The sequence below is a fragment of the Haloarcula rubripromontorii genome, assembly GCF_001280425.1.
GTDB classification, from domain to species: domain Archaea; phylum Halobacteriota; class Halobacteria; order Halobacteriales; family Haloarculaceae; genus Haloarcula; species Haloarcula rubripromontorii.
In genome coordinates, this window is the sequence record NZ_LIUF01000003.1 from 225,690 (window position 1) to 247,072 (window position 21,383).

At 62.2% G+C, this 21,383-nt stretch carries 25 protein-coding genes and 2 tRNA genes; 13 read left to right on the top strand and 14 right to left on the bottom strand.

The genetic code is table 11. The features are described 5' to 3' along the window. Positions 1-25: 25 nt before the first annotated feature. Complete coding sequence (locus AMS69_RS10740; RefSeq protein ID WP_053968077.1) at positions 26-544, top strand: GNAT family N-acetyltransferase; 519 nt, start codon at positions 26-28, stop codon at positions 542-544. Between the two features lie 55 nt (positions 545-599). Continuing rightward, positions 600-1,139, top strand: coding sequence for a GNAT family N-acetyltransferase (locus AMS69_RS10745; protein ID WP_053968078.1), 540 nt, complete (start codon positions 600-602; stop codon positions 1,137-1,139). On the opposite strand, the gene AMS69_RS10750 is transcribed toward AMS69_RS10745, so the two are convergent. Beyond that, entirely contained in the window at positions 1,140-1,595 is a 456-nt protein-coding gene (locus AMS69_RS10750; RefSeq protein ID WP_053968079.1) for a redoxin domain-containing protein, read from the bottom strand. Between the two features lie 204 nt (positions 1,596-1,799). On the opposite strand from AMS69_RS10750, the gene AMS69_RS10755 reads away from it, so the two are divergent. Next, positions 1,800-2,099 carry a PRC-barrel domain-containing protein gene (locus AMS69_RS10755; protein ID WP_053968356.1) on the top strand — a complete coding sequence of 100 codons (300 nt, stop codon included), beginning with the start codon at positions 1,800-1,802 and terminating at the stop codon, positions 2,097-2,099. On the opposite strand, the gene AMS69_RS10760 is transcribed toward AMS69_RS10755, so the two are convergent. After that, entirely contained in the window at positions 2,096-3,562 is a 1,467-nt protein-coding gene (locus AMS69_RS10760) for a DHH family phosphoesterase (protein WP_053968080.1), read from the bottom strand. The genes AMS69_RS10755 and AMS69_RS10760 overlap by 4 nt on opposite strands. A gap of 250 nt (positions 3,563-3,812) precedes the next feature. Between AMS69_RS10760 and AMS69_RS10765 the strand changes: the two genes are divergently transcribed. Continuing rightward, a tRNA-Lys gene (locus tag AMS69_RS10765) sits at positions 3,813-3,886 on the top strand. 132 nt (positions 3,887-4,018) lie between these two features. Here the strand turns inward: AMS69_RS10765 and AMS69_RS10770 are convergent. Then, positions 4,019-4,459 (bottom strand): GNAT family N-acetyltransferase, encoded by a 441-nt coding sequence (locus AMS69_RS10770; protein ID WP_053968081.1) that lies wholly within the window; start codon positions 4,457-4,459, stop codon positions 4,019-4,021. A gap of 87 nt (positions 4,460-4,546) precedes the next feature. Here AMS69_RS10770 and AMS69_RS10775 point away from each other — a divergent pair, with 87 nt between their 5' ends. Further along, entirely contained in the window at positions 4,547-4,771 is a 225-nt protein-coding gene (locus tag AMS69_RS10775; RefSeq protein WP_053968082.1) for a hypothetical protein, read from the top strand. A 181-nt stretch (positions 4,772-4,952) separates the two neighbouring features. Here the strand turns inward: AMS69_RS10775 and guaB are convergent, their stop codons facing one another. Next, entirely contained in the window at positions 4,953-6,437 is a 1,485-nt protein-coding gene (gene guaB / locus AMS69_RS10780; RefSeq protein ID WP_053968083.1) for an IMP dehydrogenase, read from the bottom strand. Between the two features lie 412 nt (positions 6,438-6,849). On the opposite strand from guaB, the gene AMS69_RS10785 reads away from it, so the two are divergent. The 3 genes from AMS69_RS10785 (at position 6,850) to AMS69_RS20185 (ending at position 8,241) form a co-directional block, all read left to right on the top strand. After that, positions 6,850-7,737, top strand: coding sequence for a DUF5794 domain-containing protein (locus AMS69_RS10785; RefSeq protein WP_053968084.1), 888 nt, complete (start codon positions 6,850-6,852; stop codon positions 7,735-7,737). Positions 7,738-7,778: 41 nt separating this feature from the next. Continuing rightward, positions 7,779-8,006, top strand: a complete 228-nt coding sequence (locus AMS69_RS10790) for a DUF5795 family protein (RefSeq protein WP_053968085.1) — start codon at positions 7,779-7,781, stop codon at positions 8,004-8,006. Positions 8,007-8,060: 54 nt separating this feature from the next. Then, positions 8,061-8,241: transfer RNA gene (locus tag AMS69_RS20185), tRNA-Trp, on the top strand. Positions 8,242-8,565: 324 nt separating this feature from the next. Here AMS69_RS20185 and AMS69_RS10795 read toward each other — a convergent pair. Continuing rightward, positions 8,566-9,087 (bottom strand): type IV pilin, encoded by a 522-nt coding sequence (locus AMS69_RS10795; RefSeq protein ID WP_053968086.1) that lies wholly within the window; start codon positions 9,085-9,087, stop codon positions 8,566-8,568. A gap of 155 nt (positions 9,088-9,242) precedes the next feature. Here AMS69_RS10795 and AMS69_RS10800 point away from each other — a divergent pair, with 155 nt between their 5' ends. Further along, a complete protein-coding gene (locus tag AMS69_RS10800) occupies positions 9,243-9,923 on the top strand; it encodes a carbonic anhydrase (protein ID WP_053968087.1) in 681 nt (226 codons plus the stop codon). Positions 9,924-9,928: 5 nt separating this feature from the next. Here AMS69_RS10800 and AMS69_RS10805 read toward each other — a convergent pair whose 3' ends face one another. Together AMS69_RS10805 and AMS69_RS10810 are read right to left on the bottom strand one after the other, a co-directional pair. Continuing rightward, a complete protein-coding gene (locus tag AMS69_RS10805) occupies positions 9,929-10,222 on the bottom strand; it encodes a chorismate mutase (RefSeq protein WP_004592890.1) in 294 nt (97 codons plus the stop codon). Continuing rightward, positions 10,219-11,097, bottom strand: a complete 879-nt coding sequence (locus tag AMS69_RS10810) for a shikimate kinase (protein WP_053968088.1) — start codon at positions 11,095-11,097, stop codon at positions 10,219-10,221. The genes AMS69_RS10805 and AMS69_RS10810 overlap by 4 nt, the downstream gene beginning before the upstream one ends. Positions 11,098-11,229: 132 nt before the next feature. Here AMS69_RS10810 and AMS69_RS10815 point away from each other — a divergent pair, with 132 nt between their 5' ends. Then, positions 11,230-11,667, top strand: coding sequence for a hypothetical protein (locus tag AMS69_RS10815; RefSeq protein ID WP_053968089.1), 438 nt, complete (start codon positions 11,230-11,232; stop codon positions 11,665-11,667). 22 nt (positions 11,668-11,689) lie between these two features. Here the strand turns inward: AMS69_RS10815 and AMS69_RS21100 are convergent, their stop codons facing one another. Continuing rightward, positions 11,690-11,824 (bottom strand): hypothetical protein, encoded by a 135-nt coding sequence (locus AMS69_RS21100; protein ID WP_255410434.1) that lies wholly within the window; start codon positions 11,822-11,824, stop codon positions 11,690-11,692. A 124-nt stretch (positions 11,825-11,948) separates the two neighbouring features. On the opposite strand from AMS69_RS21100, the gene AMS69_RS10820 reads away from it, so the two are divergent. Both AMS69_RS10820 and AMS69_RS10825 read left to right on the top strand, forming a co-directional pair. Continuing rightward, complete coding sequence (locus AMS69_RS10820; protein ID WP_053968090.1) at positions 11,949-12,632, top strand: potassium channel family protein; 684 nt, start codon at positions 11,949-11,951, stop codon at positions 12,630-12,632. Position 12,633: 1 nt separating this feature from the next. Next, positions 12,634-14,328 carry a potassium transporter TrkG gene (locus tag AMS69_RS10825; RefSeq protein WP_053968091.1) on the top strand — a complete coding sequence of 565 codons (1,695 nt, stop codon included), beginning with the start codon at positions 12,634-12,636 and terminating at the stop codon, positions 14,326-14,328. 27 nt (positions 14,329-14,355) lie between these two features. On the opposite strand, the gene AMS69_RS10830 is transcribed toward AMS69_RS10825, so the two are convergent. The 6 genes from AMS69_RS10830 to AMS69_RS10855 form a co-directional block, all read right to left on the bottom strand. After that, entirely contained in the window at positions 14,356-14,712 is a 357-nt protein-coding gene (locus tag AMS69_RS10830; protein ID WP_053968092.1) for a hypothetical protein, read from the bottom strand. A 67-nt stretch (positions 14,713-14,779) separates the two neighbouring features. After that, positions 14,780-16,315, bottom strand: a complete 1,536-nt coding sequence (locus AMS69_RS10835; RefSeq protein WP_053968093.1) for a TrkH family potassium uptake protein — start codon at positions 16,313-16,315, stop codon at positions 14,780-14,782. A gap of 207 nt (positions 16,316-16,522) precedes the next feature. Continuing rightward, positions 16,523-16,945, bottom strand: a complete 423-nt coding sequence (locus AMS69_RS10840) for a hypothetical protein (RefSeq protein WP_053968094.1) — start codon at positions 16,943-16,945, stop codon at positions 16,523-16,525. Positions 16,946-16,963: 18 nt separating this feature from the next. Beyond that, positions 16,964-17,713 (bottom strand): cell surface protein, encoded by a 750-nt coding sequence (locus AMS69_RS10845; RefSeq protein WP_053968095.1) that lies wholly within the window; start codon positions 17,711-17,713, stop codon positions 16,964-16,966. Positions 17,714-17,756: 43 nt separating this feature from the next. Further along, on the bottom strand, positions 17,757-20,423 hold the full coding sequence (locus tag AMS69_RS10850; protein ID WP_053968096.1) for an alkaline phosphatase PhoX: 2,667 nt from the start codon (positions 20,421-20,423) through the stop codon (positions 17,757-17,759). 281 nt (positions 20,424-20,704) lie between these two features. After that, on the bottom strand, positions 20,705-20,992 hold the full coding sequence (locus AMS69_RS10855; RefSeq protein WP_053968097.1) for a DUF7111 family protein: 288 nt from the start codon (positions 20,990-20,992) through the stop codon (positions 20,705-20,707). An 86-nt stretch (positions 20,993-21,078) separates the two neighbouring features. Here AMS69_RS10855 and AMS69_RS10860 point away from each other — a divergent pair, with 86 nt between their 5' ends. Further along, positions 21,079-21,369 carry a PadR family transcriptional regulator gene (locus tag AMS69_RS10860; protein ID WP_053968098.1) on the top strand — a complete coding sequence of 97 codons (291 nt, stop codon included), beginning with the start codon at positions 21,079-21,081 and terminating at the stop codon, positions 21,367-21,369. Positions 21,370-21,383 lie beyond the last annotated feature (14 nt).

The following is a 21,383-nucleotide window of genomic DNA, read 5'->3' on the forward strand; positions in this document are numbered from 1 at the left end:
GTGTCAGTTGCGAGTGGGGCCACACATGCCAGGTCCAGTGTTTATCCACGGCGACCGGGTGACGCTTCATCCACAGCACGCAACCGATAGCGACCTGCTCCAGCGCCTGTTCAACGAGCCGCAGGTCCGGCAGAACATCGGATTCTGCGAGCCACTCTCTGAGCCTGCCGCCGAAGATTTCGATCGTCGCGATGCCGATACGCACTTTGTTGTCTGTGTGGACGATGAGCCGGTCGGGTCGTGTCTGCTTCACGAAGACCGACATCAGTGGGGGTTTGGTGTACTCGGGTACTCGATCTGTCCGGACCACTGGGGCAACGGCTACGCCACCGATGCTGTCGACTGTCTCGCCCAACATGCGTTTCAGGAACTGCGACTGAACAAACTCGGTGCGGACTGCTATGCCACCAACCCGGCCTCCGCACGTGTACTCGAAAAAGTAGGGTTCCAGCAGGAGGGCCGACGGCGCGACCACGCCTTCGTCGACGGCGAGTACGTCGACTTGCTGGAGTATGGCCTGCTCGCTGACGAGTGGACAGCTTGAAATCCACTCACACACCTACCGAAGCTTCTTTCAGTTCCCCCTCGTCGGTTCGTGTATGCCCGGACCAACATTCCTCCGGGGCGAAACGGTAGCGCTCCGAACGGTCGAAGACGAAGATGTCGAGTTCCTGCAAGAGACGGTCAACGACCCGGATGTGAGACACGGCCTCTCTGCCACAGAGCCGATCTCCGAACAGGCAGAACGCGAATGGGTCGAATCCGTCGCCAGCGGCGAGACCGACGACGTGCATCTGCTCGTCTGTGTCGACGGCGAGGCGGTCGGCATCATCGGGCTGAACGATGTCACAGACCGGATCGGAATGGCCGAACTCGGCTACTGGCTCACGCCGGACGCGTGGGGCAACGGCTACGCGACCGACGCCGCCCGGACGATCACCGAGTACGCCTTTCAGGAGCGTCGATTCCATCGGGTGTACGCGAAGGTCTTCGCCGGCAACGAAGGCTCCCAGCGCGTGCTCGAGAAGACCGGGTTCCAGCGAGAGGGGACGATGCGGGACCACTGGTTCCGCGACGGCCGTTACGAAGACGTGTGCCTCTACGGCCTGTTAGAAGGCGAACTGAACCGCGGTGTATAGCTACAGCTCGGCGAGGCCACGCAGAACCGTGTCGAGAGCCGACGCGGTCCCGTCAGCGTCGTCGACCAGAGTCGCCGCCCGAACACGACATCGCTGGTCGACAACGAACACCGCTCGCTGGCCGTGGCCGTCCTGTATTCGGACGCCGAACTGAGCAGCGACACCGTGGGTGTCGGCCAGCAACGGGTAAGGCAGCGATAGCGATGCCGCGAGCGACCGGCAGTCGTCGATGCCTGCCGCGAGAACGCCGAAGACAGCCACGGCATCTGATATGCTCGCCCAGTCTGTCTGGGCGAACTCGGTGAGAAGGCTTCGTGAATCGGGGTCGTCACTGGGCACGAACGCCACAACCGCCGGCGCGCGGTTCGTCGCAGCCGACAGTCGATAGGCACCGACATCCCCGTACGCGGTCCCTTGCAGACCGAAATCGGGGGCGGGGTCACCGGGAGAGAGCATACTGAGCGAACGGGAGTGCGGGACAAAAGCTCCGTGGCCCGACCAAGCGACCGCTCCCCGTGTGGAGACAGCGCTGCCGGCGCGACGAGAGCAGCCCGACAGTCGGGTTTCGAACGGACTGCGTGAGAGTGACGCCCCGCATGACGGATGTTTCAGTCGCAAAGAAGCTTTATAACCCGTCCGACCAACCACCGTCGTATGGGAATGGAGAATCTGCCACAGGAGATTACAGCCCTCGTTGGTCGCGAGGTGTATTCGAAAAACGGTGTGTTCGTCGGCGAAGTCGAAGACCTCCGGCTGGAACTCGACCGCAAGGAAGTGACAGGGCTGGCACTCCACCAGCTTAACACGGAGCTGTTTGACGAAGAAGTGAACGCGGCACGCGGCGTCATTATTCCGTACCGGTGGGTCCAGGCCGTCGGCGATGTCGTCATCGTTAGCGATATCGTCGAACGGCTCCGTCAGCCCGAAGCCGGCGACGAAGAAGAAGAAGTCCCCGCCTAGTTGCCGTTCGAACTCTCGCTACTGGAACTGTCGACACCCATCGCTTCGAACAGTTTCCGTTTGACCGCTTCTTCGGTGAGTTCCAGCAGTGTATCTCTGTTGTCGTCGCTCGTATCCAGGCCGGTGAAGATGCCCAGCGGAATCTCGACACTGGCATCGGTGGAGTGGCCCGCTGTCTCGCCCATCCCGCCGAACGCGTCCGACAGCACCTTCCCGATATTCATCCGGATATCCTTCGAGCGCGCGGCGAGGTAGATGGTGTCATCGGCGATGGCGAACACCGCTGTGGTCGTGATGCCTTCCAGATTGAGAAGGTGCTGTGCTGCCTGTGCTAGCGCGTCGCGATCCCGGATGAACCCGGCATTGGAAACAAGGTGGCTCCCCTGGACCTCGCGGTTCCGGATCGCTTCGGCGAGTACGTCCAGCGTTTCCGGACTCATCGACGGCGATTCGACCTGTTCGAGGGTGTCGTGGTCGGCGAACGGGTACAGGTACGCCGCGGCGGTCAGGTCCGCCGGCGTCGTATCCCGCTTGAAATCCAGCGTCTCGGCGCGGATACCGTACAACAGCGCCGTGGCGACGCTCTGGTCGAGATTGAGGTCCAGTTCCTGGATATACTTCGTCAGAATCGTCGACGTGGCCGAGATGTTCGGTCGGATGTCCGAGAAGGCAGCGTCGTGTTCCAGTTCGTGTTCGTGCTCGTAGTGGTCGATGACGATGTCTACCGTGTCGATAGCCGGTTCGCCACCCTTGGCAACGTCTACGAGCGCGAACGTGTCGTACTCGTCGAGGTCGACATCCTCGTTCGAGGTCAGTTCGATACCGAGGAGGTTGACGAACGCGCGGTTCTCCTGATGGCCGATTTCGCCCTCGTAGATGATATCGGCCTCGACGTCGCGGCTCGCGGCGATGGCCCGCAACGCGGCGGCCGATGCGATTGAGTCCGGGTCCGGCGACCGGTGAATCAGAATCGCCATACGCTCTTCGGTCCCGTCGATTACATCGCCCAGCTGTGATGCTTTGTACTCCAGTTCGCCCGTTTCGAGCGCCCGGAGCGCAGAGTCCGCGATGACCGCGGAGGGGTTGATGACTATGTCTGCGCCAAGTTCAGTAAGGTCGTCGGCCGACACGGGGTCGTCGGCACGAGCGACAATGAACTGTTCACCGCCGGACTCGCGGATGTTTTGCACTGCTTCGGCGTTAGCGTTCACGTCCGGGGACATGATGAGAACCACGTCGCGGTCGGCAACCGTCTGAGCGACGTCAGTCTCGCAAATGTCGGCTTGCTGTGCATTGAGGTCCTGATCACGGAGCGCCTCGACTCGCCCCTCGTCCGCGTCGAGGATGAGTACGTCTTTCCCCTCCTCGACGAGTTCTTCCGCCACGGCGTGGCCAACACTCCCACACCCGAGGATGGCGTAGGTCGACATAGAGGCCATCGTGATGCCGCTGGCTGTGCTCATTAGTGTCTGTATCGCTTGGCGTCAAGCCTCTTTAATGCCAGCTATTTCCCCAATAACTGGGAACGTCCGTCAGACAGACTGGCCTGAGGGGCCGTCAACCGCCGTTCAGAACCGTCACAGGAGTGCCCGGCTCTTCCCACAGTTAATCGCCGCTAGCCGAGTGTTGTGTGCAAGCAGCGTGAGACCGACCGACACGAGGCGTCCGAATGAAAACCTATTTTACCAGGCCGTCCAGAGCAATGAGTGCACTGGGCCGGTAGCTCAGTCTGGCAGAGCGACGGCCTCTTAAGCCGTCGGTCGAGGGTTCAAATCCCTTCCGGCCCGTATTCTTGCGCCGCAAACGAAAACCGTGAGCGACGCGAATCCGACAGGAAGGGGGTTGCACGATGGCACGAGCGAGTGTCCCGAGCGGCGTGCAGGTGGTTCATATCCCGTTCGGCCTGTCAGACGGGCAAGTCAACCGTTCAGTCGCTTTCGCATCTTGACGTGTGGGATGCCTGCTTCCTCGAATTCGTCACTGACTGTTTCGTAGCCGAGCTGTTCATAAAACGGCTCGACGTGAGTCTGTGCGTGAAGTTTGAGCGCTGTTGCGCCGTCGTCACGCGCGGCGTCTTCGACGGCTCGTATCAGTGCTGTCCCGACGCCATCGCCCCGATAGGGCTCGCGGACTGCGACCCGCTCGACCTTGCCGACCGAGGGGTCAGGAAACCGGAGCCGGGCGGTGCCGACTGGATACTCGCCGTCACGGGCCAGAAACTGAACGGCGTCCGAGTCGTTCCCGTCGAGTTCTTCCGCTTCAGAAACGCCCTGTTCCTCGACGAACACCGCCTTTCGAACGGCAGTTGCTGCATCTGCGAACGCCTCCCAGGTGCCGACATCGACGTCGAAGTCACTCATGGCCGCAGCTTCGAGCGGGTCCCCTGTATGTGCTGTTACTGAGAACCGCCGAAACCATCAACACAGACCCGGGTGTAGCGGGCACACATGACGTACGACTACGCTCGTGACCACGAGCACGAACTGTCGGCGGAGTATCTGTATGCCTCTGACGCGGAGGTCCTGGGAATCTATGACGCCGATGATACTCTACAGGTCGACGTGGCGGTCATCTGCCCCGAGTGCAGCGAGACACTCCGTCTGGAGACGACCGTCGACAAAGTCACGTCGTCCGGGACGGAGCTACCGCTGGACGAAGACTACTACGACTGACGAAGCCGCAATAATTTTTTCTGCGGCGCGAGTACAGCGGGTCGCTATGTCCGACTTCGATACGTTCGAGTGTTCGAGTTGTGGTGAGTCGTTCAAAGCGTACCCCGACGCGAATGCGGCACAGAAAGAAGCGTGTAGTCCAGCCTGCGAAACCGCGTCATAGTCGACTGCGGGCTTTTCTTTAGCTGTCGGGGCTGTAGTTAGGCGCTTCGTCCGTAATCATCACGTCGTGTGGGTGGCTCTCTTGCTGTCCCGCAGCAGAGACTCGCACGAACTCGGCGCGCTGCTTGAACTCGGGAATCGTCTCGGCCCCGACATAGCCCATACCGGACTGCATCCCGCCGACGAGCTGGTGGAGTTCGGAGGCCAGCGAGCCTTTGTACGGCGTTGCGGCCTCGACACCCTCGGGGACGAACTCTTCGCCCTCCTCGTCGTCCTTGAGGTATCGTTCGCCGCCGCCCTCGTTCATCGCGCCGACGCTGCCCATGCCGCGGTACTGCTTGTACTTCTTGCCGTTCATCGTGATGACGCGGCCGGGAGCCTCGTCGGTTCCGGCGAAGTACGAGCCGAGCATCACCGCGTCCGCTCCGGCAGCGATAGCTTTGATTGCGTCGCCGGAGTACCGGATGCCGCCGTCGGCGATGACCGGCACGTCGTGCTGGCTCGCCACGTCGGCGACCTGCGCGACGGCGGTGATCTGAGGCATTCCCGAGCCCGTGACCACGCGAGTCGTACAGATAGAGCCGGGACCGATACCGACCTTGACACCGTCGGCGAAGTCGACGACGGCCTCAGCGGCCTCCCGGGTCCCGATGTTGCCGACGACCACGTCGGCGTCGACTTCGGCCTTTATTTCGCGGGCGCTCTCGATGACATTCGCGTTGTGGGCGTGCGCGCAGTCGATGAACAGGATGTCAGCGCCGGCCTCGTCCGCAACCTGCGCGCGGTCCATCTCGAAGGGGCCGACGGCCGCGCCACAGCGGAGCGAGCCGTCGTGGTCGCGGGCGGCCTGGTCGTACTCGCGACGCTGGAGGATGCCCTGCATCGTGACCAGCCCGACGAGTCGGTTCTCGCCGTCGACGATGGGGACGCGCTCAATCTTGTGGTCGTACATTAGCTCCAGCGCTTCGCGGGGCGTCACGTCTTCGGGGGCGGTGACGACTTCGTCGGTCATCGCGTCCGTGACGGCGTCGTCCTCGCCGACTTCGAGGTACGGGCGGATATCCGTCCCGGAGATGATGCCAAGCACTTCGCCGTTGTCGTCGTCGACGACCGGCGCGCCAGAGACGCCCTCCCGTTCCATCATCTCGTCGACCTCGCGCACGGTCTGGTTCGGACTGGCCGTCACAACGTCGCGGATAATGAGTTCGTCGGCGCGTTTGACCCGCTCGATTTCGGTCGCCATCTGGTCGGCGTTCATGTTGCGGTGGAGGACACCGATACCGCCCTGCCGCGCCATCGCGATCGCCATGTCACTCTCGGTGACGGTGTCCATCGCCGCGGAGAGGACAGGGACGGTCAGTTCGACCGACTTCGAGACTCGCGTCGTCGTGTCTGCCTCGTCTGGTTCGACGCGGGACTCCTTGGGTCTGAGGAGTACGTCGTCGAACGTCAGCGCCTCCGGCACTCGGAGCTTCTCTGAGAAAGGCTCGGAATCGTTCGCCATGTAAATCGTCCACGACGGCCCGGCAAAAACGTTGCGAGACTCGGCGCTACGTGGGGCTCGATGCCACACCTGTCCCCGATAGCACTTCCAGAAATCCGCTCCTGACCACTCATTTGTCACACCCTGCTGTTGAAGGTGGGACATTCGTCCACAAACGCCGAGGTATTCCGGAAAAACGGTGGCGTATGTGCGCAGTTCTCACGCAACGATTATGTGCGAATGAAGGATAATTAAAAACATGCGACTCACCGAACCCGCACGGAACGGTACTGCCCGTCAGATGACGTCCACAGCGTCGGGCAACACAACGTTCACGTGGTTCGGTACCAAGTTCTGGCAAGTCTGTCGTGTTCGTCAGGACCGAGTGAGAACTTCCCGACGAGAGTTGGGTTACGCTCGACCGTAACACGACATGAGTATCTCCAGACACCCGATTGCGCTCGACATCGAGCAGCAGGTCGGCCGCGGTGGTCGACTGCTGGCAACTGTCATGGGTCTCCCCCTTGTCGACGGTATCTTCCCGGTGCTCGTCCTCGCAGGGGCACTTTCGACCTGGATGGGCGTCCTCGAAGTGGGCTTGCTCGTCTTCGGCGGCTCGGCCACTGTTGCCGTCGTGTTAGCCGAACTCGAAGGCGGCCCCCGGCAACAGGCGCGCTCGGTTCTCATCATCGGCGCTGTCCTGATGCCGATTGCGCTCATCGAAGCAGCCCTTGCGCCGACGATCGCGGGGATCGTCAAACTGGGGACCCTCGAACGCTTCGCCGGCCTCGTCATCCTCGCAATCGCCGCACAGACCGCAAGCGCCCGCATCGGGGAGTACCTCCCGCGGCCGGCCGTTATCGTCGTGCTCGGCCTGCTAGCCAGCCTCGACCCCGCGGGCGCAAAGCTGGTCACCGCCATCGAGCCAGGCGTCCTGCTCCGCGCGGCCGCTACCACCGGCGTCGGTATCGGCTTTGCCCTCGCCGTCGCACTGGCGAGTCCGTGGCTCCGTAACGCCGTCGACATCGACCGGTTCCGCTTCGGTAGCGCTGTCGCGCTCGGCGTCCTCGCCCTCTCTGTCCTCGGCGTGATGCCGACCGACGCGCCAGTGGCACTGGCTGTGCTTGCCGTCACGGCACTGCTGTCGTTCGACCCGGAAAACGCCCGCACGCGTCACACGGAATACCGACCTGATGCCGTGGACCTCACCGCCGCCTTCGCCGACGGCGGCGCGTCCCAGGGCGTCGCCGCCGACGAGCAGACCGATGAAGGAGCCGCGGTCGAGTACGAACCCGAGCAGGAACGCGCCCCGTGGCTGTGACGAGGGAGAACTTTTAGGCCCGTCAGGCCCGGCTGTCCGGTATGAGCGACAACCGCGTGGTCCAGGGACGGATGCAGACTCCTGAGAGCCTGGCCGAACTCATCGAAGGCGAGGACGTCATGGACGCAGAACCGATCGAAGATGCCGATGACGACTGTCCGGAATGCGGTGAAAACGTCATTTCTGTCGGATACATGCCCTCTGCGCTGGAATTCGTAACAGGGTTCAAGTGCCAGGAATGCGACTGGTCCGACACCGACCGCGACTGATCGCCGTCTGCCAATCGAAATCCCTTTAATGCGAGTCGGCTTACGCCGGAGTGCGGGGTCGTGGCCTAGTCCGGGAAGGCGGCTGACTCCAGAGGCCACGCGCCTGGGACGACACTTCGAGGGCTGATATACTGAGCGGCCGGCTGATCACCGGTTCGCGACGATGACCCTCTGGAGTTCCGAGGCGCAGGACGGAGATATCAGCCGATCGGGGGTTCAAATCCCTCCGACCCCATTCCGTATAAAAATAAAGCAGTGTATCTCGATGCTTTCCTTTCACTATTCCAAAGCGAGCAGTATCTCCGGCGTCACTAACGTGTGAGCCGCGCGAGTCTCGACCGCCGCCCGCCACAGGGCCGTCCGTGAGGTCTATGTTCGGGTCATCGGGGACAGCGACCAGTCATGCTCTACCCGACGACAGCCGGGGTGTCACATATGACACCGAAACTCACGCTGAAGATTTCGCCGAGACATGAATTCGGCAGGTGAGCGCATGGGCCTCTCAGAGTGTTTGAGGGGGCAGGTGTCCAAGCGCCGGTCTGTCTCTTAAATCGGATTTTCAGGGGTCTTCGCCGGATTTGATGACGTATTCCGCAACGACGAAACTGGTGCCGTCCGTTCCGTACCAGATGATCTGAACCGGATCGTCTATCTCAGGCTCGTGAGTTTCACTGTCGTCATCGACATCTGTTCCATCCCGTTCAACGTCGATATCGCCACCGCCGCGTTCTCCCGTGATAACGAACGTATCTCCGGACCTGACTGGCAATCCTCCTTCGGACTGGCTCGCCCAGTCTCCCCTGGCAATGAGGAAGTCGTTCTGTCCCGTTTCATCTTCGTCTCGGATGACGACTTCAAGTCGTTCGGTGTTCGATTTGTCGAACACGTCCCCAGCCGAGTGCCTGATTGTCAGCGTTCGCGTCGATTTCTCCCAATCGAAGTCGAAACTCGCCTGTGGTGCGGGGGCAGCCAGATCTTCAGCGGTCCCCAACGCAAAGATGCTGATGACAGTCCCCAGAATGACAACGACACCGACGAGGAGAATCGTCGCAATGACGGAAGAAACACCACGGGGCTCCATACAGCAGTTACGGTAATCTATATCAAAAGTGTGCCGGAGCCTTGAGAATCAGGGATATTGGGGCCCAGATGCCAATTGAGCCGGTTCAATACGCGGCGTGTCGTTTCACTGTCCGAGTCCAATGAGTTTACTTGGTGGCGGCTATCTGCCCACGCATGAGCCAGTTATTACGCGATTTACTTGCCGGAAACGCCGACCATGCGTCGGAGTTCCGGGACCGGTTCGATCAGGTCCAGAACTCCCAGACGCCCCATGCTGTCACGGTCTGTTGTTCGGACTCGCGAGTGCTGCAGGACCATATGTGGGGCAACAGCGAGCCGGGATATCTCTTTACGTGTAGCAACATCGGGAACCGGGTCATCCAGCGGACCGCGTCCGGGGAGGCGGTGTCCGGCGACGTGTTGTACCCGATTGAACATACGCTGACTGAAACAGCTATCGTCGTCGGGCACACCGGTTGCGGCGCGGTGACGGCGACGTACGACGACCTGACCGACGGGCTGGACGAACCGGCGGGTATCGAACACTGTCTCAGCGTACTCAAGCCACACCTCGAACCGGCCTTAGAGCACCTCCCCACGGACATCGAGCGGGCGGCGGCCGTCAACCGGCTCGTCGAGTACAACGTCGACAGGCAGGTCGAGTTCCTCCGCAGTAGCGACGACGTACCGGACGCCGTCGACGTGTTCGGCGTCGTCTACGATTTCCAGGACGTGTACGGCGGCCAACGCGGAGAAGTCCACGTTATCAATATTGACGGGGAAACCGATGTCGACGCGCTGCGGGCGGCCAATCCCGACATCGCCTCACGGATCAACCGCCTCTGGGAGTACTAGTCCCGCTACCGACTCTCTCGCTGCTCGACCTTGTTCAACTCAATCAGGAGCCTGAAGATCGCTTTCACGAGGTTCTCGTCGACGTCGAACTGCTCCGCGTTGTCGCCGGCTCGGTCCATCACGGCCTGCTCCTGTTGCTCGTCGGTCGTCGGGAGTCCCTTCTCGTCTTTGACCTGTGCGATGGTGTCGGCCACGTAGGTTCGCTGTGCGATCTTCTCGACGATTTCGCGGTCGATCGTCCGTATTTCGTCGCGCAGTTCGTCTAGCGACATGTCCTCTGGGTTCGGATTCGTGCTCATACTGTGTGTGTCCCTTCTGTTTGTGTCGTCGTCAGCCAGGTCTGTCCGGGTCGCTCGTCCCAGGCCTCCTGTACGGCTTCGAGTGCCGTCCGCTCGCCGACGGCGGTGAATGACGGCCCCGTCCCAGACAGGGAGACGCCTTCGACGTGCTGGAGCGCATCGAGAACCGGGTCCGTCTCGAAATCCAGCGCGGCCGAGAACGCGAGGCCGTTGACCGTCATCGCTCGCTGGTAGTCGCCGTCGAGCGCGAGGTCCTCGACGAGGCGGGCCATCGGCGCTATCTGACGGCACCGCTCCACGTCCGCGTCGGCACTGAAAGACTGCTCGGGCGGCGTCCAGACGAGCACGTCCCAGTCGATTTCCTCGCGGGCGAGGAGCGCGTCGTCCTCGTTGTCGGTGACGGTAACGCCGCCGAGCATCGACGCCGACGCGTCGTCGAAGGCCCCGGTGACGGTGACGCCCACGTCGCGGGCAGCCATGACACCGAGGCGGGCCATGTCCTCGCGGCTCATCCGCTCAGTTGCGTCGAGTGCGTCGAGCGTCGCCATGATGGTCGCGTTCGCGGCCGCGCTGGAGCTTTTGAGCCCCGAGGCCATCGGGACCTCGCTCTCTGTGCGGACAGTCCCGCCGGAGACCGCCGGGACGCCCACGTTCTGTGGGCCGCCGTGGGCGTCGATGACGTACTCGACACAGCGTTCGATAAGCCGCGTGTCGGCGTCCGGCGCACCGTCGACCTCGCCGGTGACGCCGTCGGTCTCGGTCGTGAGCGTGACGGCCGCTGTCGTGTACTCGTCGATAGCAAACGCCGCGCCGCGGCCGGTCGCGAGCGCGTTAAGCACCGTCCCCGCTGCGGGCGCTGCTGCCTTCCCTTCCATCGACCTGTACTCCCGCGCGGACCTATTTACTAACTGCGATACCCCTGTATCGGGCACGGTGGCCCCAGCAACCGTATCGCAGTACGACAGGTAACACTATACCGACCAGTTCGAAAAAAATAGCAACGAGGAATGAGCATCGAGAATGCACTCCGCGGACTCACAGCAGGCATCGCTGTCTTGGGCTATGTCTCCCTGTTTCTGTTGTTGCAGATCCGTACGACCCCGGTGTCGGCGCTGGCGGGGATTGCGGTACTCGCTACTGCTGCACTTGCTGTCGCAGGCGGACGACCCGCAGTTCGCCAGCTTCTGGGTCGTGGGCCGTCATCTCAGGCGGACACGCCTGAATGGTGGCTCGCTCGTCTCGAACCCGCTGTGGAAGACGCCTGGAACGCGTATGCGGACCTGGTGCTGACAGTCGGGCTATGGGCCATCAGTGTCGGGTCCTTCGGCGGACTCATAACGTATCCGGGCGACGACCCGCCGTTTGGCCTCGCTATTGCCGGGTTCCTGTCGATGGTCTGTGGCCTCATCTCGCTCGGATTTCTCATCGATTCGAGATACGAGTGAACGTGAGCGGGACGGGTTTGGCTCAGGCCGGGAACAGAAGGTACGGCAGAATAAACAGCAACAGGAACATGAACAGGAGGATGATGCCATAGCCGGCGAGCGTCCCGGCGGCTGTCAGCCATGCCGGATGGTCGAACTGCTCGGGGAGATGTGCCATACCGTGGGATTCAGTCGGGGACAGTATAGTGGTTTGGGAGCGGGATGTAACCGAGCGACAGCACTGTCCTCCCCGTGCCTGCGAACGGTAGGCTTTCAACTATCGGTTCAGTACACTGGCAAAAATGTATATCGTCATCGTCGGTGCCGGTGATATCGGGTCGCCGTTGCTTGAAATTGCGACAGCAGGCGGCAACGAGGTTGTCGTCATCGAACGCAACGAGGAGCGAGCGGAACGCGCGTCGAGACAGTACGATTGTCTCGTGATTAACGACGATGCAACCTCGAAGGATACGCTGGAGGACGCCGGTGCTGACCGTGCTGACGCACTCATCTCGACAACCGATCAGGACGCGACCAACATCATGGTCTGTCTGCTGGCACAGGAACTTGAGGTGCCGGACATCGTCTCAGTCGTCCACAACCCCGAACACATGAGCGTGTTCCGCCAGATCGGCGTCAACACGATGCAGAACCCACAGCGGCTCATCGCCGAGTATCTCTATCGAGCCGTCAAACGACCGTCTATCGTCGATTTCATGCGCATTGGTGAGCAGGCGGAAGTGTTCGAGATAACAGTCCAGCCGAATGCGCCGATTGCGGGCAAGACACTGCAGGAAGCCAACACAGCGGGTCTCATCGGTGGGCAGACGCTGATCGTGGCAATCGAGCGCAACGGCGACAACGACCCGATAACGCCCCGCGGCGATACACGTATCGAAGCGGGCGACCTCCTCACGGTCTACTCGGGAGACGGTGCGACGCCGGAGGTGACCGACATCTTCGGTCACTCCGAGGACCACAGCTGATATGTCGCGACGGAACGGCGGGCTGTTTCCGGCGGACCTGCAGACAATTGCCCGGGATATCGGCTCGCTTCTGCTGATGGAGGCTGGGCTGATGACGATCACGGCCGTGGTTGCGCTGGGCTTTCGGGAGTTCTACGCCGCTTTTGGGTTCGTCACTGCGGCCGGAATGACCGCCGCTGTCGGCGGCCTCGCGACTCGTGGGTTCGCCGATGCCCCGGCCCCGAAGATGAAACATGGGATGGTCATCGCTGCCGGCGGGTGGCTGCTGGTCGCTGCGTTCGGGGCACTCCCGCTCCTGTTGACCGCGTGGTTCACGCCCCCCGCCGTCATGGACACGTTCGTTCCGGTCGGGATGGACACGAGTACGTGGGAGCCGATCAGAGTCGGAGGGACGACAACGCTCTCCAGTCTCGCATACTTCCGAAACCCGCTCCACGCCTTCTTCGAGAGCATGAGCGGGTGGACAGGGAGCGGCCTGACGATGGCGATTCACGAGCCCTCGCTGCCCCGCGCAGTCCAGTGGTGGCGGTCGTTCATCCAGTACGTCGGCGGCGTCGGCGTCATCGTCCTGACCGTGTCTATCCTTTCACGGCCCGGTAGCGGCAGTTACGCGCTCTATCAGAGCGAGGCCCGCGAAGAAAAGATCCATCCAAGCGTCGTCTCCACCGTCCGAACGGTCTGGAAACTCGTCGCCGGCTACACAGTGCTTTCCTTCGCATTGCTGTTCGGTGCGATTCTCGCCAGTGACAGCGAGTACGCCGAGTCGCTGCCGCTGTGGGAGGTCGCGTGGCAGGCGCTCAATCATGCCATGACCGGGCTCACGACTGGCGGATTCTCGGTCACCGACAATTCGATTGCGACGTACAACTCACCGCTCGTCGAGACCGTTCTGTTGCCGATTATGATTCTCGGCGCGATTGCGTTTCCCGTCCACTACGTCGTCTTACACGACAGGGAGGTTCGCGAACTCGTGTCGGACCTGCAGACCCGCTGGCTGTTCATCCTGCTTGTAATCGGCGTCGTCGCTCTCTCAGCACAAAACGTGTGGTCAGTCTCCGAGACAACCGGCGCGTTCGCCACACAGTCGTTTCTCCCGTTTTCCGTGCCGATGCTCGACGCCGCACAGCTCGATGCGGTTCGGGACTCGACGTTTCAGTGGGTCAGCGCCCTCAGCTGTACCGGCTACCAATCGGCTCCAATCGGTCGCTGGCTGGCCGGCGGCAAAGTGCTCGTAGCCGGCGCGATGGTGCTTGGCGGTGCTGCAGGGTCCACTGTCGGAGGCATCAAACTCATCCGGGGGTACACCATCGTTCGCGGCATCGTCTGGCAGTTCTCGCGGGTGTTTCTCCCGACAAATGCAGTGGTTACGGCCCGCATCGGCGACCGAACACTTGACCGCGAGTCGATGGAGCGGGAGTTCAGCGAAGCGGCCATCGTGACGCTGCTGTGGCTCATCGTTCTCGTCACCAGCAGTGTCGTTCTCACCAACGTCGCAGGCCCCGCGTTTGGCTACGCTGATGCCCTGTTCGAAGTGGCCAGCGCGCAGGGGAACGTCGGCCTTTCGACAGGTATCACCGGCCCGTCGATGTCCCCGCTCGCAGAGGGGATGTTCGTGCTGAACATGTGGGTCGGCCGCCTGGAGATCATCCCGATACTCGTGTTCATCCGCGCTGGACTGTACGGGCTAGACCCGTAAGCTGTCGGCTATCCCTCCAGCCGTCCCTTACTCTTCGTCAGGATACACCTCGCCGAGAAACATCCAGCGGACTTTCGTGCCGCCTTCGGGTCTGGTCTCCTCCTTGACATGGTACAGATACGGGCCGTGTGGGCAGTCTTCGCAGTCTTCAGCACAGGTCGTCCGCTTCACCACCTCGGTGTAACCATCGCGTTTGGTGGCTCGAAGGATCTCCTCGTTGGGACCCGGCTCCACCGGCGATTGCGTCTCGTCGTGGAACCGCAGGAGTTCCTGCGCGTAGATAATTGTATTGCGGAGTTCGTCGGGCGTCAACTGTGGCAGTTCCGCCGCCACCGGATCCGGAACTCCCTCAGGGGGTGTCGGTTCGTTTTCATGACTGGACATACCGCCATCTCTGTCTGGTAGGCATATAACCGAACTGCCAGCTACAGGTAGAAAGAGTCTCTCGGACTCACTCGTTCCAGAACGCACCGGTAAATAGCACGAACACCGGAATTATCTCTAACCGACCGATCCACATCAGGAATATCATCAGCAGTTTGCTGGTCTCCGGGAAGCGTTCGTAGGTCCCGAACGGCCCCAGAAACCCGAACCCGGGACCGATATTTCCGATAGTCGCTAAGCTTGCGCTGAAGGCTTCAAGCACAGTTAGTTCGAGCCCGACACGGCCCGCATCGAGGAGGAGGAACACCGTCGCGATACCGAGCGTGAGCAGGTACAACAGCGTGAATCCGTATATCGCGTTGATAACGCCTTCGTCGATGACCTGCCCGCCGAGCCGGACTGGTTTGACGGCGCTGGGATGGGCTGTCGTGAACAGTTGGCGTCGGATACTCTTGAACACGACGAGCCATCGGACGATCTTGATACCGCCACCGGTCGACCCTGCGGAGCCGCCAATAAACATCGCGAACAACAGGACACCCTGTGCTGTGCTGCCCCACTCGGCAAAGTTGCTCGTCGCATACCCGGTCGAGTTCAGCAGCGAAGCGACCTGAAACGTGGCCTGCCGGAGCGAGTTTTCAAGCGCCCCCTGCGTGATACCACCGATTTCAAGCGGCGGCGCAGACCCGGTGAACAGCAGCCCCCAGAGGATGACGGCCACGCCGGCGTTCGCACCGAGGTACGCCTGCAGCTCGCGGTCCTTGAGGAAGGCGGCGTAGTCATCCTGCAACAGGAGGTAAAACAGCGCGAAGTTCATCCCGGCAATGAGCATGAACGGAACGACGACCCACTGGACGGCCGGCGAGAAGTAGGCGATACTCTCAGCCTGTGGGGAGAAGCCGCCAGTCGGCAGCGTCGTGAACCCGTGGGCAACGGCGTTGTACGCGTTCATGTTCGGAGCCATCGATGTCTGGCTGAGGCCAAACAGGATGAGGACGAGCAGGACAGTAAAGCCCAGATAGAACAGCCAGAGCAGTCGGGCGGTCTCGGCTATCTTCGGCGTCAGCTTCTGGAGTTCGGGGCCGGGTGCTTCCGATTCGATCAACTGCGCCCCGTTGACGGCTGCCTCCGGAAGAATGGCAACCATCAGGACGATGATACCCATCCCGCCGAGCCACTGCGTGAGCTGTCGCCACATCAACAGCGCGTGGGAGTGCTGAGCGAACGATATCTCCGCAGTTGCGGTCGCGCCAGTGGTCGTAAATCCGGACATCGACTCGAACAGCGCGTTCACGGGCTCACCGAGCGCTGATTCGGTCCCATACCCGGCGATAACGTAGGGGATAGCGCCGATAACCGCGACAGCACCCCAAGAGAGGCCGACGAACAGCAGCGCTTCGCGTGGTCCGAGTTCGTGACTGTCGCTGACTTGCTCCAGCGCCACGCCGACCGTGATGGCGACCGCGATAGAAATCAGGAAGGCAGCGGTATCGTCTCCGTACAGCAAAGCAATCCCGAGCGGGACCAGCATTGCGACGGCGAGATATTTAATCACAGTGCCGGTCAAGGCGATACTCTGTCGCCAGTCGACACGAATCGACATCACTGAACACCGACCATTACCTGACGCTCACACACCCGCTATCAAAAAGCCCCGCGTTCTAACAGCGCTGTTTCCGGTGCCGCTCCTCGTTTTCAGCGTCGCTTCGGCGGGTTCCTGTTCCGTCCTGACAGCGTATCGAATCGTATGTAGTATCGTCGTCCGATGTTACTTTGCCGCTGGAACTGCCGGCGACGCTGAACTGACGAGTTAGGCGTGGCCGTGTTCTCTTGCCCCCTCGCGGATCTTCTGTGCCCGCTTTCGGACCCGTGAGACGTACCGCTCGATTTTCTCCGGTTTCTCGCCGTAGAACGACGCAGCCCAGTGGACGTCGACGCCCTCCTGAGTGAGGAAGTAAGCGACGAGCGTGTCACGGCCCGCCTGTATGACCGTTGGAGGTACGCCGCGGTCGCCGGTTCCGGCTTCCTGAAAGCCGTTCACGTCGAAGTACACGTCGGCGTATAGCGTCGCCATCTCGGGGTCAGCAAACGTGATCCCTTCGTGGTCCGGGGCCTCGAACCGATACCGCGTGTCACCCTCGACTGTCGTTCGCTCGACGATGCGCACGTCGAGGATGTACTCGCGGTAGGCGGAACTGTCAGTCGATGCAGCAGCGGTGTCTGATTCTGGCATGAATTGGTCGGTTTGGTGCTACGGTTGCCGGCTTGTTCTGGCCGCGAGCGCTGCCACCGTGGCGAGTGAAGCGAGGACCAGCGCTATCGGGAGTGCCCCGTTCGCGCCGGTCGTCGACTGCTCGCCGCCCGTGGAGTTGTCCACTGTGGGTCCTGCGGCATTCGCGGTACCCGCTGACTCGGCTGTGGGCTCGCTGGCCGGTGACGATGCTTCGGTCGCGGCCGCCGCTGGCTCAGTCATCGCGCCCGGTGATACAGCGAGCGCCGTCGGCTCGGTCGCCGGCTCGACTGCGCCGCCGCCGTCGGCATCGATTTGGCTCGACGCAACGGTCACCTGCGTCTCGCCGCCGTCGACGCCAGCGAGCTGGATCGTCGCGAGCGTCACGTCGCTGGCACCGGGTTCGATCTGCCCGTCGAGATCAGCCGCCTCAAGCGTGATTGTCCCGCCGTCTGCGCTAATGACGGGGTCAGTCGTGAGACTGAGGCTGTCTGGGTAACTCGCGTTTTCGAATCGGGCGACAGCGGGGTCGTCAACTGTGAGTTCGAGCTGGTAGCCCGCCAGTCCGTCCGGCGCGCTGGTGAGGACGACCGGGACGGCCATCGTTTCACCGGCGGCGACGGAGTCGGTCTCGATGCTGATTGTCGGCGTACTCTGCCCTGCAGTGAGCGCGGGGACCGTCCCTGCGAGGCAGACGAGCGCGACGAGCGCGAGCAGGATGCCAGCGGCTCGGACGCAACCGCGTATGGAACAAGTGGTGTCGTCGGTCATTGTATTGCTGTATCGAAAGATGGCGGAATCTCGGTTGCGGCCGTTAGTTGACCTCTTCGTAGAGCGCCGTCACGTCCGCGAAGTCGAGTTTGCCGTTCTCGTTGAAGTCGTACGCGCCGGTGTTCAGCTGGACGCTGTCGGAGTCCATGTTCGAGAACAGCACCTGCACGTCCTCGTAGTCGAGGCGGCCGTTGCCGTTGAGGTCCTCGAAATGGCCGTCGCCGTCTGGATCAGTCGGCGCGTCGTCGCCGACGATCGTTTGCGGGCCGCCCACGACGATACCGTTCCGAGCTTCTGCCTCGATGGCGTTGCCGTTCTCGTCGTCCATCTGCTCGATTGAGACGGTTAGATCGGTCGTGCCACCGCCGTTGGCGCGGACGTCGAGCGCCGCGAGTTCCACGTCCATCGCGCCGGACTGGACGTTTGTATTGACATCGGCGACACGGATCGTCGCCGACGAGCCGTCGTCGCTGATGGAACTCTCGGTGAGTCCGAGCGCGTCGGGGAAGGAGACGCCGGTGATAGACGCGATTTCCGGGTTCGATACGCTGACGGTGAGTCGAGCGCCGGAGAAGCCAGCGGGGAGCGACGAGGCGGTCAGCGAGACGGTGCCTGTCGACCCGCTGCCGACCGCGGCGGAGTTGGCGTTGACGACGACGTTGGGCTGATAGACGTAGAGGCCGTCGTTGGGGTACGAGCGAGCGGGGCCGCCGAAGCCGTCCTCACAGCAGAGTACGCGACCGTCACGCATCGTGTAGACGTTGTCGATGTTTCGGAGCGCATCGTTTGCGTCTTCCGGGGAGTCGGTGAAGTCGGGGCCAGTGATGACCGGTTCGAGCGTCGAGACGTTGTAGTCTGATTCCAGCACACCGCGGTAGACGACGCCGCCGTCGACGCGGTCCATCTGGATGTCGCCCTCGTCGTCCGCGAGCGCGTCGTTGAACTCTGAAATGCCGAAGTAGATGAAATCGCCGGGCTGGGAGTCGTCGACGCTGTCGACGCCCTCGGCCTTGTTGAACTCGATTGACGCGCCGATTTCCTTGGCGGCCGCGCGGGTCTCCAGAAACGGGATGCGGCGGAGTTCCTCGTCGACACCGTCGGGGCCGTTCGCCTCGTACTGCTCGGCCCACTCGATGATTTCCTCGTTCGAAATGTAGTTCTGGTTCCCGTTCTCGATGACTTCGAGGTCGGCCTGCTTGATCGTCTCCTCGGTCACTTCGTCGCCCGCCGCCCAGTCGGCGTGGGCGCTGAGGTAGTCGGCCTGGGTCACGTCGTCGTACTCGGAGATCCAGGACTCGACCTCGGCGTTTGTGGCGTGGCCCAGTTCGATCCACTCGATTTCCAGCGGGGTCTGTGCCGGGGAGTTGCGCTGGCCGGCCTCTGCGGCGTTGGCCGCGTCGTTGGTAATCTTCGGTGCGTACAGCGTCCCGGCGACATCCATGGGGTCCTCGTACTCCGGGATCGGCTCGTCGGCGACGAACTTGTAGATGCCCTTGCTGTCGCCGTCGGAACAGCCGTAGAGGGTCCGCTGGTCGCCTTCGATGTCGGGGGCCTCCCACGAGGCCCGCCCCATCACGTAGTACTTGACCGCTTCCGGCTCGTCGGCGGTCGGCTCCCGGAAGTCGACGAAGTAGCCGTACCGGTACGGGTTCGGGTACACGTCGTCAAGCAGCGTCGTCGCGAGGTTCTCGCCGTCGCCCTGGTCGTCGCGCTCCGCGCCGAGGTAGTACGCGAGGAACTCGACGCCGGTGAGCGCCCAAGAGCCCTGGGCATAGAAGTTCGATTCGAGGTCGCCGTTCTCCGCGTAGGTCTCGATAGCGCCCGAGATATCGCTGGGGTTCGGTCGGTTCCAGAACTGACACCCGCCGATGAGTCCCTCGCCCGACTCCGCCTCGACGATGTCGCTCACCGTCGCCGTCAGACTAACGCGGGGATGTGCGTAGTTCTCCTCGGCAGAAATCATCGTTCCCCACGGACTGAGGTCGCCGTAGCAGTTGATCCGCGTCCCGCCGTGTTCGCGGAGCGACTCGGTGTTCGTGAGGTTCATCGCGTTCTCGGTGTCCGCGCTCCACTCGCCGTTCTCGTCCTGGCTGAGCGGAACCCGCGAGACGCATCCGGGGCTGTTCTCCCAGTTCGTGAACAGGTAGCCCTCGGTCCCCTCGTCGTTGCTCGGGACGAACTGGTTGCAGTCGGGGTTCGTCGCCGCGCCGCCGTACTGTGTGCCCGCGAAGTTCTCCTGGGTGATGTCCGTCCCGTCGGGCGTCTGAACCACGCCGAGGCGTGCCTCGCCGCCGTTGATCGGTTCACGGCCCTGGACGAGAATTTCGTAGTCGCCGGCCGCGGACCGGACCTGTCGCTGTTTCTCTTCGGTGTCCGGAATTCCCACCTCCGGGAAGTCGTCGTTGCTCCCGTCGAACTCAAACTGGAAGCCGCTGAAATAGCCCACCGCGGCCCGTCCGAACGGTTCGGGATTCTCCCCTTCCGGGTGCTGGAGGCTGTACAGCAGTGATCCGTCCTCGAAGACGAACGGTCCCGTCACCTCCGCACCGAACGCCGTCGTCGAGAACCGTTTGAGACTCCCGGCGACGCTCGGCGCGCCCGGTGTGTCTGTCTCTTCGACCTCTTCCCCGCTTGCCACGCCGATGACGCTGGCCCCAAGCGCAGCAGCCACCGATTGTGAAAGTACCTGCCGTCGAGTGAAATCGACCATGCGAGTGGGGAGTAGCAGTGATTATTAAAGCAGCTTTATAATATTTGTATGATAGGTTTGGGAGCGTTTCGGTTCCCCCTGTTCTGCACATACGTCTAACCCGGCGAACATATTATAAATAGGACTGTTTTTTCGGGATACGTACTGTATGACTCCGAGAACGTTCCCTCACGAGCCGGTTCGTACGCAGCTACTTACCAGTCGGCGAACGGGTCGCTGACGGGGTGGAACAGCCTCCGGTCGGGACAGAAATCGAGCAGGGGAGTCGCCGTAGCCAGCGGCTACATCCCCATGTCGGCGGCCGGGTCGGGAATCGGCAGTGCGTTCGGCGACACACCGAGCAGTTCCGCCGCGTGGTCAAGTGCCATGTCGAAGCCGTAGTAGCGTTCCAGTTCGTCGCCCTCGGCGGTCGGTCGGACCTTCAGCATCGCGTACCCCTCGATGTTCTGGGCGACTGCGGCGCTCTCGCCATTGTTCTCGAATAGCAGCAGCCGTTCCTCGTCAGTCTCTCTGTAGGTGGCCGTGATTCCGTCAGCCGACACTTCGACAGGGAGTTCGGAGTCGGTCATCGACGGACGTATGGACCGGGGGCATGCGAACCTGACGGTCGGTTCGAAACCACAAACGCGAAGCGGATGGACCGACACCGACGCCTATGGCGAAGTGGCTCCAGAGTGGTCGCCGACGCGATATGTGTGTCCTGCTGGCCGCCGCGACGGACGGGGAACTCTCCGGCCAGCGGCTGAAGACGCGGCTCGAACGCCGCTACGACACGCGAATCGAACCAAAGAGCTTCTACGGCGCGCTCGACGCGCTGGAGTCGGCCGGGTTCGTCGACCACCGCGAGGACGGCATCGCTGACAAGTACTCACTGACCGACGCCGGGGAGCAGCGGCTTCGAGACCAGTTCGAATGGATGCGGGCGGCGCTCGGCGATGGCAGCTGATGCCGCTGCTCGTC

Excerpts from the sequence above, each read along its gene's own strand:
- AMS69_RS10740 (WP_053968077.1), top strand. The coding sequence starts at position 26 with ATGCCAGGTCCAGTGTTTATCCACGGCGACCGGGTGACGCTTCATCCA.
- AMS69_RS10745 (WP_053968078.1), top strand. The coding sequence starts at position 600 with ATGCCCGGACCAACATTCCTCCGGGGCGAAACGGTAGCGCTCCGAACG.
- AMS69_RS10750 (WP_053968079.1), bottom strand. The coding sequence starts at position 1,595 with ATGCTCTCTCCCGGTGACCCCGCCCCCGATTTCGGTCTGCAAGGGACC.
- AMS69_RS10755 (WP_053968356.1), top strand. The coding sequence starts at position 1,800 with ATGGAGAATCTGCCACAGGAGATTACAGCCCTCGTTGGTCGCGAGGTG.
- AMS69_RS10760 (WP_053968080.1), bottom strand. The coding sequence starts at position 3,562 with ATGAGCACAGCCAGCGGCATCACGATGGCCTCTATGTCGACCTACGCC.
- AMS69_RS10770 (WP_053968081.1), bottom strand. The coding sequence starts at position 4,459 with ATGAGTGACTTCGACGTCGATGTCGGCACCTGGGAGGCGTTCGCAGAT.
- AMS69_RS10775 (WP_053968082.1), top strand. The coding sequence starts at position 4,547 with ATGACGTACGACTACGCTCGTGACCACGAGCACGAACTGTCGGCGGAG.
- guaB (WP_053968083.1), bottom strand. The coding sequence starts at position 6,437 with ATGGCGAACGATTCCGAGCCTTTCTCAGAGAAGCTCCGAGTGCCGGAG.
- AMS69_RS10785 (WP_053968084.1), top strand. The coding sequence starts at position 6,850 with ATGAGTATCTCCAGACACCCGATTGCGCTCGACATCGAGCAGCAGGTC.
- AMS69_RS10790 (WP_053968085.1), top strand. The coding sequence starts at position 7,779 with ATGAGCGACAACCGCGTGGTCCAGGGACGGATGCAGACTCCTGAGAGC.
- AMS69_RS10795 (WP_053968086.1), bottom strand. The coding sequence starts at position 9,087 with ATGGAGCCCCGTGGTGTTTCTTCCGTCATTGCGACGATTCTCCTCGTC.
- AMS69_RS10800 (WP_053968087.1), top strand. The coding sequence starts at position 9,243 with ATGAGCCAGTTATTACGCGATTTACTTGCCGGAAACGCCGACCATGCG.
- AMS69_RS10805 (WP_004592890.1), bottom strand. The coding sequence starts at position 10,222 with ATGAGCACGAATCCGAACCCAGAGGACATGTCGCTAGACGAACTGCGC.
- AMS69_RS10810 (WP_053968088.1), bottom strand. The coding sequence starts at position 11,097 with ATGGAAGGGAAGGCAGCAGCGCCCGCAGCGGGGACGGTGCTTAACGCG.
- AMS69_RS10815 (WP_053968089.1), top strand. The coding sequence starts at position 11,230 with ATGAGCATCGAGAATGCACTCCGCGGACTCACAGCAGGCATCGCTGTC.
- AMS69_RS21100 (WP_255410434.1), bottom strand. The coding sequence starts at position 11,824 with ATGGCACATCTCCCCGAGCAGTTCGACCATCCGGCATGGCTGACAGCC.
- AMS69_RS10820 (WP_053968090.1), top strand. The coding sequence starts at position 11,949 with ATGTATATCGTCATCGTCGGTGCCGGTGATATCGGGTCGCCGTTGCTT.
- AMS69_RS10825 (WP_053968091.1), top strand. The coding sequence starts at position 12,634 with ATGTCGCGACGGAACGGCGGGCTGTTTCCGGCGGACCTGCAGACAATT.
- AMS69_RS10830 (WP_053968092.1), bottom strand. The coding sequence starts at position 14,712 with ATGTCCAGTCATGAAAACGAACCGACACCCCCTGAGGGAGTTCCGGAT.
- AMS69_RS10835 (WP_053968093.1), bottom strand. The coding sequence starts at position 16,315 with ATGTCGATTCGTGTCGACTGGCGACAGAGTATCGCCTTGACCGGCACT.
- AMS69_RS10840 (WP_053968094.1), bottom strand. The coding sequence starts at position 16,945 with ATGCCAGAATCAGACACCGCTGCTGCATCGACTGACAGTTCCGCCTAC.
- AMS69_RS10845 (WP_053968095.1), bottom strand. The coding sequence starts at position 17,713 with ATGACCGACGACACCACTTGTTCCATACGCGGTTGCGTCCGAGCCGCT.
- AMS69_RS10850 (WP_053968096.1), bottom strand. The coding sequence starts at position 20,423 with ATGGTCGATTTCACTCGACGGCAGGTACTTTCACAATCGGTGGCTGCT.
- AMS69_RS10855 (WP_053968097.1), bottom strand. The coding sequence starts at position 20,992 with ATGACCGACTCCGAACTCCCTGTCGAAGTGTCGGCTGACGGAATCACG.
- AMS69_RS10860 (WP_053968098.1), top strand. The coding sequence starts at position 21,079 with ATGGCGAAGTGGCTCCAGAGTGGTCGCCGACGCGATATGTGTGTCCTG.